At 67.2% G+C, this 13,186-nt stretch carries 11 protein-coding genes; 5 read left to right on the forward strand and 6 right to left on the reverse strand.

Annotated features, from left to right (window positions below; all coding sequences use genetic code 11):
- Positions 1–1,233 (forward strand): CaiB/BaiF CoA transferase family protein, encoded by a 1,233-nt coding sequence (locus BMI01S_RS26730; protein ID WP_042291032.1) that lies wholly within the window; start codon positions 1–3, stop codon positions 1,231–1,233.
- A gap of 46 nt (positions 1,234–1,279) precedes the next feature.
- Here BMI01S_RS26730 and BMI01S_RS26735 read toward each other — a convergent pair whose 3' ends face one another.
- The gene (locus tag BMI01S_RS26735; RefSeq protein WP_051381496.1) at positions 1,280–3,319 is read right to left on the reverse strand and encodes an EAL domain-containing protein; all 2,040 of its coding nucleotides are present in this window, start codon (positions 3,317–3,319) and stop codon (positions 1,280–1,282) included.
- Positions 3,320–3,423: 104 nt separating this feature from the next.
- Positions 3,424–4,404: an AraC family transcriptional regulator gene (locus tag BMI01S_RS26740; RefSeq protein ID WP_028232018.1), complete on the reverse strand. Its 981-nt coding sequence runs from the start codon at positions 4,402–4,404 to the stop codon at positions 3,424–3,426.
- A 250-nt stretch (positions 4,405–4,654) separates the two neighbouring features.
- On the opposite strand from BMI01S_RS26740, the gene BMI01S_RS26745 reads away from it, so the two are divergent.
- Positions 4,655–5,707 (forward strand): NAD(P)-dependent alcohol dehydrogenase, encoded by a 1,053-nt coding sequence (locus BMI01S_RS26745; protein WP_028232019.1) that lies wholly within the window; start codon positions 4,655–4,657, stop codon positions 5,705–5,707.
- Between the two features lie 275 nt (positions 5,708–5,982).
- Positions 5,983–6,945 carry a LysR family transcriptional regulator gene (locus BMI01S_RS26750; protein WP_028214515.1) on the forward strand — a complete coding sequence of 321 codons (963 nt, stop codon included), beginning with the start codon at positions 5,983–5,985 and terminating at the stop codon, positions 6,943–6,945.
- Positions 6,946–6,955: 10 nt separating this feature from the next.
- On the opposite strand, the gene BMI01S_RS26755 is transcribed toward BMI01S_RS26750, so the two are convergent.
- Positions 6,956–7,615, reverse strand: a complete 660-nt coding sequence (locus BMI01S_RS26755) for a C39 family peptidase (RefSeq protein ID WP_042291036.1) — start codon at positions 7,613–7,615, stop codon at positions 6,956–6,958.
- Between the two features lie 335 nt (positions 7,616–7,950).
- Here BMI01S_RS26755 and BMI01S_RS26760 point away from each other — a divergent pair, with 335 nt between their 5' ends.
- Complete coding sequence (locus tag BMI01S_RS26760) at positions 7,951–8,805, forward strand: helix-turn-helix domain-containing protein (protein WP_028214513.1); 855 nt, start codon at positions 7,951–7,953, stop codon at positions 8,803–8,805.
- 66 nt (positions 8,806–8,871) lie between these two features.
- Here BMI01S_RS26760 and BMI01S_RS26765 read toward each other — a convergent pair whose 3' ends face one another.
- Both BMI01S_RS26765 and BMI01S_RS26770 read right to left on the reverse strand, forming a co-directional pair.
- Positions 8,872–10,743, reverse strand: a complete 1,872-nt coding sequence (locus BMI01S_RS26765; RefSeq protein WP_244145365.1) for an ATP-binding response regulator — start codon at positions 10,741–10,743, stop codon at positions 8,872–8,874.
- Positions 10,744–10,781: 38 nt separating this feature from the next.
- On the reverse strand, positions 10,782–11,324 hold the full coding sequence (locus BMI01S_RS26770; protein ID WP_028214511.1) for a putative pterin-binding protein: 543 nt from the start codon (positions 11,322–11,324) through the stop codon (positions 10,782–10,784).
- A 293-nt stretch (positions 11,325–11,617) separates the two neighbouring features.
- Between BMI01S_RS26770 and BMI01S_RS26775 the strand changes: the two genes are divergently transcribed.
- Positions 11,618–12,562 (forward strand): phosphoribosyltransferase, encoded by a 945-nt coding sequence (locus BMI01S_RS26775; RefSeq protein WP_028214510.1) that lies wholly within the window; start codon positions 11,618–11,620, stop codon positions 12,560–12,562.
- A 6-nt stretch (positions 12,563–12,568) separates the two neighbouring features.
- Here BMI01S_RS26775 and BMI01S_RS26780 read toward each other — a convergent pair.
- The coding region (locus BMI01S_RS26780; protein WP_042291040.1) for an ATP-binding domain-containing protein at positions 12,569–13,186 on the reverse strand (618 nt) is incomplete at its 5' end.

Consider the following 13,186-nt stretch of genomic DNA (forward strand, 5'->3'; position numbering starts at 1 on the left):
ATGAACATTCCAGAGGAATCCAGATCAACCATTGTCAACGGCGCGTTGCACGGCCTGCGCGTCATCGACCTGAGCCGCGTGCTGGGCGGCCCGTACTGCACCCAGGCGCTCGCCGACCACGGCGCCGACGTCATCAAGCTCGAACCGCCCGGCGGCGACGAAACGCGCGGTTGGGGGCCGCCCTTCGTGGGCGATACCGCCTCGTACTACGTGGGCGTGAACCGGAACAAGCAGGGCATCGCCGTCGATCTCGCGCACGAGGAAGGCCGCGAGATCCTCTGGCAATTGCTCGAAGGCGCGGACGTGCTCGTCGAAAACTTCAAGCCGGGAACGCTCGCGCGCTGGGGCATGGACTACCAGCGCGACTTGCGCCCGCGCTTTCCACGCCTGATTCACTGCGCGATCTCCGGCTTCGGCGCGGACGGCCCGCTAGGCGGGCTGCCCGGCTACGACGCCGTCATCCAGGCCATGGCCGGGCTCATGAGCGTGAACGGCGAGCGCGATGGCCCCGCGCTTCGCATCGGCTTGCCCATCGTCGACATGGTCACGGGCCTGAACGCACTCGCCGGCATTCTGCTCGCGCTGGCCGAACGCGAAAAGAGCGGGCTCGGGCAGTCGGTGGACATCGCGCTCTACGATTGCGGCGTGTCGCTCCTGCACCCGCATCTGCCGAACTATTTCGGCAACGGCCGCACGCCCCAGCGCAGCGGCAACGCGCACCCGAACATCGCGCCCTACGACAGCTACGCGACCGGCAGCGCCCCCATCTTCCTCGCGGTGGGCAACGACCGCCAGTTCGCCAGGCTCTGTGCGCACCTGGGCATACCCGATCTCGCCGACGACCCCCGCTTCGCCGACAATCGCAGCCGCTGCGCGCATCGCCCGGAGCTCAAGGCCGCGCTCGAAGCACGGCTCGTCGCGCACGAGTGCGAGCCGCTCGCGCGCGACCTGATCAACGCCGGTGTGCCGTGCGGGCCGGTGCAGACCGTCGACGCCGTGGCCGCGCATCCGCACACGCGGCACCGCCGCATGATCGTCGAGATGGAAGGCTATCGCGGCACGGGCGCGCCGGTGAAGCTCTCGCGCACACCGCCGACTTATCGCAAGTGTCCGCCTGCGCTCGGCGCCGACACGCGCGCCGTGATGGACGCACTCGGCATCGACGCCGCCACCCAGCAACGCCTTCTCGAATCCGGCATCGTGAAGGAATCCGAAATAGTGGCGACTCCATAGCGTTTCGCACGACGCCAATCGCGCGAAGGCGGCCAGCCGCCCGCGTCTACGCAGTAGCCGCGATCGCCGCTATCAGGCCGTTCAGCGCGACACGCCAAGCTTCGCTGTGGGGGCCGTGGGTAAGCAGCGCACCGACCACTTGACGATGCAACGCGTCGCGTTGCGGTCCCGCAGGCAGGATGGTGCCGAAGCCGGTAAGCGATTGCGCGAGCGGCACGCTGCCGGTATCGCGAGTCAGCGCTTGCAGCAACGCTTGCCCCGCTTCGGGCACGGCGGCAATCATGAGCATGCGCTCTTCCCAGACCACGAAGCGGGCGAGCCGCGCGAGCAGACTTTCGTTTCCCGCACCGTCTTCGGCAACCGCCGTCGCGACGAAGGCCGGCGTGCGGTCCAGCCATTCGACGAGGCGCGCGGCTTCCATCGGCTTTGCGATGCCGTAACCCTGCGCGCCGTCCACCCCGAGAATCGTGAGCGCATTGAGGAGGTCGAGCGTGTCAATGCCTTCGGCAAGCACGAGCCGGCCCAGCGAATGGCCAAGACGCGTCAACTGATAGATCACGCGCAGCGTATTCAATTGATCGTCGCCACTCACCTTCACCATCTCGCGGTCGAGCTTGATCCAGTCGAACGGCACTTCGCGCAGGCGCGTGAGGCCGCTGTGTCCCGCGCCGAGATCGTCCTGCGCGAGCAGCACGCCCAGCTCGCGGAACTTCGCGAGAATGGCGCTCTGACCCTGGCTCAGCGAAAGCGCTTCGTTCTCCAGAACTTCCAGCGTGAGCCGCACGGCGGGGCAACGGTGCCTCGCCAGCGCGGCCCGGGTGGACTCGTAATAGCGGATATCGTTCAGCGCCGCCGGCGGCAGGTTGATCGACACTTCCAGATCGCGGCCTTCGGCATGCCAGCGCGCACGGTCGGCGAGCGCCTCGTCGAGGCCGCGCGCGAAGAGGGCCAGCAGGTCGTCGGAGGAGAGCGCCGGGAGAAATTCGTCCGGCAGCAGCAGCCGCTCACCGTCGCGCAGGCGTGCCAGCGCCTCCACCTTGCTGGCCGTCCCCGTTGCCAGGCTGAGCAGCGGCTGATAGTGCATTTCCAGCGCGCCGGTGCGCACGAGCGCCGCCCAATGCTGGCGCACGTTTATCGGCACGGCGGCGCTCATGCCGTCGTGGGTCCGGATACGCATCGTGGCGCAGCCGAGCAGCGTTTGCAGCAGATCGACGAACGCCACCTGATCGGGCCCGACGAAGCCGCCCGGAAACGCGCTATACAAACTGAGCACGGCGAGTGGCGCCTGTCCCGGCGCAGCGAGCGGAATCGCCACTGAAGAGCGCACGCCTTCGCGCGCCGCGAGATCGCGCCACGCCACGACGAGCGGGTCGGTCTGGTAGTTGACCACGCGCTCGGCCTTGCCGCTGCGCCACGCGCGGCCAATGGCGCCTTGCCCCTGGGGGTGATCGGCGCGCACGCTGACTTCGTGATCGTGCGCGGCGAGCACGTCGAGCATGCCGCTTTCGGTCTTGCCGCCCGCACCGGCCTCGAAATGAAAAATGCCCGCTTCGTCGGGCCGGCCGATCGTGCAGGCGGCCACTTCCTCGTGAGCCGCCAGCGTGGCGATCACCTGGTCGATGAAATTCGTATAGCTGCCCGCTTCCCAAACGAGACGCGTGATGCGCAACAGCGCCTCCTGCTGCGAATCCTGCACGTCCTGGTAGGCCTTGAGTTGCCACGCGAGGTCGGACGTGAGGCGCCGCGCGTAGAGCGAGAGCTGCTGCGCACTCACGGAGCGGCCCACTTCCGCGTAAAGCACTTCGTGGAGAATGCCGCGGCTGCGTACGAGCTCTTCCTTGTCGAGCCCGACGATGGCGTGGATACGGCCGATACGCTGCGCCATTTCCTCGTGCTCGCGCGCGGTCAGGCCGAAATCGGCGAGCGCAAGGAGATTCTGAATTTGCCGAGACTTCAGATGCGCGAGTTCCGCGTCCGAGAGCATTTCGAGAATGCGGCGGGACTTGGGCAGGCGGCCCAACTCTTCATAGAAGCGGTTCACCACGTGGGCCGCGCGCTCTTGCAGCGCGCCGATCAGCGTTTTCATTGTTGAGCCTTTGAGATCCCCGCGCCGGTGTCACGGCCCAATGTCGGTATCGAATCGATGGAATACCGCGCATGCAACGGGCACAACGCGGGCACAACGCAGCGTCACACGGCCGTCACGTAGCGCGGCGGCAGGACTTCCACGCGTGGCGCCGCAGCGGCCGCCGCCGCGTCGCGCACGATTCGCATCTGGTTGGCGGGCGTCATGCCGAACAGGCGCTTGAACTCGCGGCTGAACTGCGACGCGCTTTCATACCCCACGCGCGTGGCCGCCGCGCTCACGGTCAGGCCGTCGTGCGTGATCAGCAGGCGCGCGTGATGCAGGCGCGTGGTCTTCACATACTGCATCGGCGAGGTCGACGTGACGGCCTTGAAGTGCGCGTGAAAGACGGCGAGGCTCATGCCCGCCTCGGACGCGAGCGTCTCGACGTCGAGGTCGTCGCGGTAGTCGGCGTGAATGCGCCGCAGCGCCTTCGCGATGCGCCCGAAGTGATGCTGATGCGTGAGCGCCGCGCGAATCGCATCGCCCTGCTCGCCCATGAGCACGCGATAGCAGATTTCGCGCACGATCGAAGGCCCGAGAATGCGCGCCTCGTGAGGCTGCGCTAGCGCCTCGAGCAGGCGCAGAACGGCGTTCGAGAGCGTCGCGTCGAGCGGCGTGGCGTAGATGCCCGAGGGCTCGGACACGGGGCGGCGCGGATCGTCGAGCGCCATGAGCAGCTCGGCGACGGTCGTAAGATCGACGCGGATCGAGATCGCGAGAATCGGCTTCTCGGGGCTCGCCTCGGTCTCGCATTCGAACGGCATCGGCACGGAAAGGACGAGATACTGCTGCGCGTCGTAGATGAAGATCTGATCGCCGAGAAAGCCGCGCTTGCGCCCCTGGCAAACGATGAAGATGCTCGGTTCGTACATCACCGGCTGGCGCGGGTGGCTCTTGCTGCCGCGATAGAGCCGAACGCCTTCGACTCCCGTGGCGTGCACGCCGTCGCGCTGCGTGAGTTGCATGAGCAGGTCGACCGTGCGCGCCTGCGTGGCGGCCGCCGGCGCGATGGCCGCCGCGGCGAGGGTTTTGACGTAGCCCATATCGGTTGTGCCCCAAAAGAGTCGGTCAGGCAGAGAAACAGGCTTGCCAATCTATCACCGAACCCGCAGTTTTGCTTCGCGCCAGGAGAATCAGGCAAGTCTTCGATAGCTTCAGGTATTCCCTGGGTGGGCCTCGATCCTTACGATGGGAACCCTGCCGCAACCCCCATGCAAAGCGCTGCACCGACCACCACGGCATGGGACTGGAGTAAGGGCTAAAGCCCGACTTCGCATCGACACAGGAGCCAACATGTACCCGACCTACGGATATGCCGCCCGCGACGCCGCCTCGCCGCTCGCCCCGTTCGAATTCCAGCGCCGCGACCTGCGCGAACTCGACGTTCGCATCGACGTGCTGTTCTGCGGCGTATGCCATTCCGACCTGCACCAGGCGCGCGACGAATGGCACAACACGATGTACCCGGTCGTGCCGGGCCACGAGATCGTCGGCCGCGTGGCCGAGGTCGGCAAGGGCGTCACGCAGTACAAGGTGGGCCAGCTGGTCGGCGTGGGCTGTCTCGTCGACTCGTGCCGCACCTGCCCGAGCTGCGCCGAAGGCCTCGAACAGTATTGCGAGAACGGCTGGGTCGGCACCTACAACGGCAACGACCGCGTGAGCGGCGACGTGACCTACGGCGGCTATTCCACGCAGCTCGTGGTGGACGAAGCGTTCGTGCTGCGTGTGCCCGAGAACCTCGACGCCGCCGCGGCCGCGCCGCTCCTGTGCGCGGGCATCACCACGTATTCGCCGCTGCGCACGTGGGGCGCGGGCCCCGGCAAGAAGGTCGGCATCGTGGGCCTCGGCGGGCTCGGCCACATGGGCGTGAAGATCGCGCATGCCATGGGCGCGCACGTCGTGCTGTTCACCACGTCGCCTTCGAAGATCGAGGACGGCAAGCGGCTCGGCGCCGACGAAGTCGTGATCTCGAAGGACCCGGAGCAAATGGCGAAGCACGCCAACAGCTTCGACCTGATCGTCAACACGGTGGCCGCCCAGCACGACCTCAACCCGTTCCTCGCGCTGCTGCGCCGTGACGGCACGATGACACTGGTGGGCGCGCCCGAGCACGATCACCCGTCGCCGCAAGTGTTCAACCTCATCATGAAGCGCCGGCGTCTCGCGGGCTCGCTGATCGGCGGCATTGCAGAAACCCAGGAAATGCTGGACTTCTGCGGCAAGCATGGCATTACTTCGGATATCGAATTGATCAGGATGCAGGACATCAACAACGCGTACGAGCGCATGCTCAAGAGCGATGTGAAGTACCGCTTCGTGATCGACCTCGATTCGCTGCGCAAGTAACAAGCGCTGCGCACCCTGACGTAACACCCTGCCCCGCCGGGCCGTCCATTCGGGATGGCCCGCCAGCCCTTCCGCTTCGAGGCCTCCCTTTTTTGGCCTCCCGTAGTCGAGCCGGCGCCCGCGCGCGCCGCCACCTGATCGTCCTCGCCGTTTGACCGCCGCGCGTCGCTTTCCGCGAGACGCCGGCACCGCGCAGCAGCGCTACGCGGCTCACCCTTTTTCAGCAGCAACGCGGATTTCGTTCAAGCCTCAAGCCCATTCTCAGGAGCTAGCCCGTGATCGACCGCATCCAGGCGATGCGCACGTTTATCCGCATCGTCGACACCAACAGTTTCACCAAAGCCGCGCAGTCACTCGATATGCCCCGCGCCAGCGCAACCACGCTGATGCAAAACCTCGAATCGCTGCTCGGCACGCAGTTGCTCGTGCGCACGACCCGGCGCCTTTCGCTGACGCCCGAAGGCGCCGCCTATTACGAGCGCGCCGCGCAAATCCTCGCCGACATCGACGATGCCGAAGCGAGCGTGCGCCAGTCGCCCGGCGCGATCGGCGGCCGCCTGCGCGTGGAGATGCCTGGCCTGATCGCGAACGCGATCGTGCTGCCCGCGCTCGACGACTTCCACGCGCGCTACCCGCAGATCGACCTCGTGATCGGCGTGAGCCTGCGCAACGTCGATCTCGTCGGCGAAGGCGTGGATTGCAGCATCCAGCTCGGCGAGCTGCCCGACTCCGGGCTCGCGGCGCGGCGCCTTGGCGTGCTGGAGCACGTGACCTGCGCGAGCCCCGCCTGGCTCGCGCGGCACGACGCGCCGCAGACGCTCGACGACCTCGCGCGGACTCCGGTCGTCAACTTTCTCTCGCCGCTCACGGGCCGCCCGTTCGAGTTCGACTTCGAAGTGGACGGCAGCCCGACCAAGGTGAAGGTGGATGGCTTCGTCCATGTCTCCGACGAGTTCGCCTACCTCACCTGCGGCCTGCAGGGCTACGGGCTGATCCAGCCGCCGCTGCTCGCCGCGCAGCCGTACCTGGACAGCGGCGCGCTGCGCGAGGTGCTGCCGCAATGGAAGCCGCTGCCCACACCGGTTTCGGTGGCGTACGTGAAGTCGCGCCAGGTGTCGCCCCGCGTGCGCGTGTTCGTGGACTGGCTCGCGGAGCTGTTCGAGGACGCGGGCGCGATCAATCGCGATCTGTCACGTGTGCGGCAGTTGCTGGGCGGCCTGCAGCCGGCGCCGGCCTGAACGTGGCGCCTCAGCGCGGCCGGGTGAGCGCCATGCCCCGCCGCGCATGAAACCGCGCGACGGTTTCATAAGGCAGCCAGGCGTCAGCCTGATACGGGGCGATGCCCGATGGATTGTGAAACCACACGCCGCCGTCGCCGCGGCCGTGCAGCAGGATCAGGTGGCCGCCCTGGCTGACATTGGGCCGCTCGGGGTAGCGGATCTCGGGGCTCACGGAGACGATCGCGAGCGTATCCGCATCGAGGCGCGCGGCGCTCGCCTCGATGCCCTCGTCGGTCATCACCTCCACGCGCACGCCGAACGCGGCCTGCACCCACGCGGCGAACGGCCGGTAGATCAGGCCGTCCACGCCGCCATCGTCGCGCACGCGGTACACGCCGTGGCGCAGCGCCTCCTCGAGCAGTTGCGCGCGCGGCGCGTGCGCAATACCCCAATAATCGAGCGCCGATTCGAAGCAGGTCAGGCCGCACAGACGCTTGGCCCAGAACCGATAGTCGTCGGCGTGCGCGAAGCCGCTCATCCGCCAGCCCGGGTCGTCGCACGGGTCGGCGCCGCGCTCGACGATGGGCGCCACCCACTCGGCGCGCCCCCACTGGCTGTAATACGGCACGGCTCGATGCCGCCACGTCCCGCCATTGCGACCGGTGTGCCCGCGGTGCCCGTCGTCCAAGCGATACCCCTCGTCGTTGTAAGGTTGATGCCCGCGCGCCGGCGCCCGGCGTACAGAATCGTGCATCTTCGCAGGCTCGCGCCGTACCTGCAACGCCGCGAGCCGCGAAAGCCCCGGGTGTCATCGGCGGCGAACTTCTGGCGGCGAACTTTCGCTTGCATCGCCGCTTTTCGGAGCCGGATTAGGATTGGCTAAAATAGCAGTGACTGGCAATTGATGCGTTTAGAATATCGTGCTCCCCGCGCGAGACCGTGTGAGGTCCCGTCACACAGGCCTCACGGCGCGGCGGCATGATGAATCAGAAACTGAATCCACGAATCCCCTCCTGAAGCGGTATGTCGAACGTCGCACAAACAACCGACTCGGCCTCGGTCGCGGAGCGCGTACGCGAACTGATGAGCCGTCATGGCATCGGCAAGCGTCAGCAAACGACCGAGCTGTGCCGGATTCTTGACCTGAGTTTTTCGCAAGGGCACCGCAAGCTGCGCGGCAACAGCCCGTGGACGCTCGCCCAGATCAAGAAGGTAGCCGAAGCGTTCGGCGAACCCGCTGGCCAGCTCTTTGGCGCGCAGTTGCTCGACCCCGGCATGGTCGGCGCGAGCGCGCAGGAGGCGATACTCTGCGTGAGCGCGGCCGAACTGCCGTGCACCGCGTGGATCGGCGCGCCGGTCGAGGCCGGCAGCCGCCCGGACTTCGTTGCCTACGAAAAACAGGGCCAGTGGCGCGTCGTGCGTCCTGACGGCGCGCTGTACCACAACGCGCGCGAAGTCCACAAAATCGAGATCTATCCGCGCCGCGCCGAGTCCGACAAGCCGCTCATCGCGGTGGTGGACGACGACCGGTCCTCGGCGGACAACCTGCGCGACTACCTGGAGCACAGCGGCTACGCGGCGCTCGCGCTCTACGGTCTCGCAGCATTCAACGAGGCGCTGGAAAACAACGTGTTCGACGGCGTCGTGATCGACTGGCTGTTCGGCAGCCAGACCGCCGCCGAAGCGATCCGCAGCGTGCGCGCCTCCGAGAACCCCGATGCGCCCATCTTCGTGCTCACCGGCGAGCTGCTGACCGGCAAGGCCAGTGAATCGGAGATCAGCCAGGTCGTGCGCCACTACAACGTGGCGTGCTACGAAAAGCCGGCGCGCATGGCGATTCTCGTAGCGGACCTTTCGAAGCGGCTCAATCGCGGCTAACGGCGCCCGGTTCGGCCCGGCCCCGTCAAACGCTTCGGGCCGACGCCGCTTCGGACCGGCGCCGCCTCAGGCCGCCGCGCGAGGTGCCGCCAGCGCGCGTTGCAACGCCGCGCGCAACACCTCGTAGTGCACCGGTTTCGTGAGCCGGTCGAAGAACGGCGCAGGCTCGCTGCCCGGCGTGTCATCAGGAAGCGCCGTGAGCCCCGCCACATCGGCGCTCACCGCGATCACGCGCGGTTGCGCGTGCATGCCCCGCGCCGCGTCGAGCCCGGCCACGAAGTCGTAGCCGTCGCGGCCCGGCATGTGCAAATCGAGCAGCACGACATCGCACGCCTCGTCGTGGAGCAGCGCGAGCGCGGTGTCGGCGTCGCCCGCCGCGAGCGGGCTGTAGCCCATGTGCGCAACCATCTCGCAGAGCGAATCGCGCACGAGCGGGTTGTCGTCGACGATGAGCACCCGCGGCGGCGAATGGGCCGGCAGCGCCGCTTCGGCCACGACAGCGAGCGCGGGCGGCTCGACGGCCGTCACGGGAATGCGCACGGTGAAGGTGGTGCCCTTGCCCACCTGGCTTTGCGTCTCGATCGTGCCGCCGAACAGCTCGACGAGGCCGCGCACGATCGCGAGCCCCATCCCCGCCCCCTCGTAGCGCCGCGAACGCGAGGTGTCGAGCTGCGTGAACTCCTTGAAGATGAGCGGTATCTGCTCCGTGGCCACGCCCGGCCCCGTGTCGCCGACGACGATGACGAGCATGTCGTCGCCAGCCGGCCTTCGCGCGTCATCCCTGCCCGGCGACGTCCGCGCGCCCCGCTCCCGCGCCTGCAGCCAGAATTCGAGCCGCACCTTGCCCCGCTCGGTGTAGCGAATCGCGTTCGTGACGAGGTTGTTGGCGATCTGGCGAATGCGGTGCGGATCGGCCACCACGGGTCGCTCCGGCCCCGCCCACCCATGCTCGAATTCGAGCCCGCGCGAGCGCGCCGCCTGCTCGTTCTCGTCGACGATCGACTGCAGCAGCTCGCGCGGCTCGAACTCCTCCTGACGCAGTTCGAGCTTGCCCGCGCCGAGGCGCGCGTAGTCGGTGAGGTCCTTCATCTGCGCTTCCAGCTGACGAGCGGCGATTTCGAGGCGCTGGATCACCTTGCGGTCGGCGTCGGAATGCGAGTTGAAGCCGAGCAGCTCGATCGACGAAACGATCGCGTGCAGCGGTGTGCGCAGCTCGTGGCTGATCATGCCGAGGAAGGCGTCCTTCGCCATGCTCGCCTCGCGCGCGGCGCGGCTCGCCTGGTGCTCGGCTTCGAGCGCGGCGCGCTGCTGGTGCAGCAGGCGCGTGCGCCGGTAGCCGTTCATCACGAGCAGCACGCCCGCCGCCGCCGCAAGCAGGAGCAGCACGAGCCCCGACGCGAACAGCTCGCGGCGTTTCGTAATGAAGTCATGCCGGATCGCCTCGCGCTCGGTGACGTCGGCGAAGCGCCGGTTCAGCGCCAGATCGGTGACCTGGGTCCAGTGCAGGTCGAGTGCCATGAGCATGGGCACCGCGCGCTCCGGGTTGTCCGCGAGCGTCGCGATTTCGGCCTCGAACGGCGAGATCGCCGCATCGAGAATGGCCAGATCGGCTTCCTGGCGCTTCCTCAAGCCGTGCGCGGCATCGAGCGATTGCGTCGAGCCCTTCATCACGTTGAGCTTCGACTGCAGCACTTCGTAGCGTAGCCGTACCTTGTCCAGATCGCGGTCGATGCCGTCGGCGAACATGAGGAGCTGGCTCTCGAAGCGCGCATAGGCGATCTGAAGCTGCGCGGCGTCCCAGTACAGACCGTCGTAATTGCTGGTGATGCGCTGCACGACCTGCGGATTGAGCAGGTTCGCATAGAGCAGATAGCCGACCGCCACCACCGGCGGCGCAAGCGCCGCCATCCAGATCACCGCCTGCAACAGGCGTCGCATTGGACGTTGCATATGTGTGTAAACCAGACCCCGGCTACTCACTGCTTGATCGTCATCGACTTGATCTGCCACGCGAATTTCGAGTCGCCGGCCGCACCGTCTAGCTCGAGCGGATACTGGTCGCGCGGATAGATCAGGAACAGCGGACCGAAGTTGCTCACCTTCAGGCGCTGACCGTTCATCGCGTAGGCGACCACCACACCGTAGCGATCGGCGTCGGCCACGGGCACGACGCAAGTGTAATCGTCGAGCGTGTGGATCTCGATCTGGCTGCCGTACGCGCCGACCGCCTTGAGCACATCCGAGAGCAGCGGACCGGTAAAGGTCGAGCGCGGCGTCCACGTAGTGGTCGTCGTGATCGAATGCGCGGGCAGCGCAAGCAGTTGCGCCTCGCTGAAGTGATATGCCGTATGGGCGGCATTGTTGGTCACGCGGACTTCGCCGTCCACGTCGAGCGAGAGCGAAGTCGCAGGGTCTGCCGCAAATGCCGGCTGAGCGAACGGCGGCGCCGCGCCCGCGAAGACGAACGCCGCCACGGCGGCCCAGCGCCGCCAGCCTGGCCATACCTTGAAATACTGCATGTTGCCCGAGCCCTTTCGCGCGATGAATCGCGTCGTTTTCGTGTGTGGTGTGGCGGCGCTGCGCCGCTTCTTTCTTTTTTCTGCTTGTTTCCGCTTGCTCCACCCGGTCGGCCAGCAGCAGCCGGCGAGCATAGGCATAATATCGTCAATCCTTGCACTGACACCAGGCGTCTTCTTGCCCTACGCGGCTTTCGGATGCGTGTTGCACCCGTGTTGCGCATTTTCCAACGCAATTGCCGCCCATTTGCCGCTCACTGGCCAGATACGCGCCACGTTGCCTCCCATTTCAGCCCATGGATAAACCTGTCGTTCCGCTCACTTACGAACAGCTCGATCACTGGGTCGAGTCGCTGCAGCCGGCGCTGGTCGCCGAAGAATTCGCCGTCGTCGTCGGCATTCTGCGCGGCGGCGCCCCGCTCGCGCTGATGGTTTCGCACGCAACGGGCGCGGGCGTCGCGTTCCTGCGCTACGACCGCGCCACGCGCGAAGTGCGCTGGGACTCCACGATGCCACTGCCCGAGCCGGGCGCGAAAGTGCTGCTGTGCGAGGACATCGCGGGCCGAGGCAATACGCTGATCGACTGCATCGCCTTCCTCAGCGAACACGGCCTCGTCGTGCGCACGCTGACCGGCGCCTATGACGACCTCAGCCGTTTGCGCCCCGATTATTCGATCGATGCGAGCGGCTATTTCACGCTCTTCCCGTGGGAGCGCCAGGCCTACACCGACCGCTATCGCGCCGACTGGATCAGCGAGGGCAACGGCGAAGGCACGCGCATGGCCGACGACCACGAGTACGCCGTCTACGCCATCGATCTGGACGGTGTGCTGCTCCCCGATCTTCCGCTCGCACGCTACGACGAAGACCTCGCCGCCGCGCTCGCCGAGCGCGACGAGCTGGTGCCGTTCGAGCGCCTGCCTGGCATCGACATCCAGCGGGCGCGCGCGATCATCACGGGCCGCCCGGAAATGGACCGCGAGCGCACGCTCGCCTGGCTCGAACGCCACGGTTTCGGGCATCTCGAACTCATCATGCGCACGCCCGAGCACGACGAAACGGCCGCGGGCGCGGCCGCTCACAAGGCGGCGGCGGCGATTCGCTGCGGCGTCACGCATTTCATCGAGAGCGATCCGGTGCAGGCCATCCTGATCGCCCAGAGCGCGCCGCTTCTGCGCGTGATCTGGTGGAACGCCCACGCGCGCACGGGCACGCTGATCGGCGCCTCGGCCTGGAGCTGACGGCGCTCACACGCCGCCGCGCCGGCCCTCGATGAAGCGGGCTGCACGCGGCGACGCCACCACGATGAGCTTCATGGCCGCGCGCGTCGCGCCGACGAAGAGCTTGCGCGCGGCGCGCTCGTCGAACGCCTCGAAATCCACCTCGGTGAGGATGACGCAGGGCGCGGACTGCCCCTTGAACCGATAGATGGAATCGAGCAGCACGTCGCCCTCGCGGTACTGCGGATTGCCGAACAGGTCGTACTCGCCGGTGAAGCTGCGCAGCCGGTGCGGGCCCAGCTCGTCGAGCGTCGAGAAACGCGAATGCTCGCGCCCGCGATACGAAAGCACGACGATGTCCTGCTTGCGAAAGCCGAGCGACAGCGCCTGCGTAATGGCGCGCTTGGTCGCGAGGATCACGCCGGGCTCGGCGCCAGTTTCGCGGTCGTCCCAGCTCGCCACCGTCACTTCTGACCCGTCGAACGGACTGCCCGCCGCGAGCTGCGCGATGGCCGGTACAGTCGGTCCGGCAACGTCGCGCAGGAACGCGAGAATATCGCGCGGGCTGCGGTAATTCGTGTTCTCCCGCAACACGGTCCAGCCCGCCAGCGCGACCGGCTCGCGCACGTACAGGTTCTGCAGCGG

The sequence above is a fragment of the Paraburkholderia mimosarum LMG 23256 = NBRC 106338 genome, from assembly GCF_000739815.1.
Classification (GTDB): domain Bacteria; phylum Pseudomonadota; class Gammaproteobacteria; order Burkholderiales; family Burkholderiaceae; genus Paraburkholderia; species Paraburkholderia mimosarum.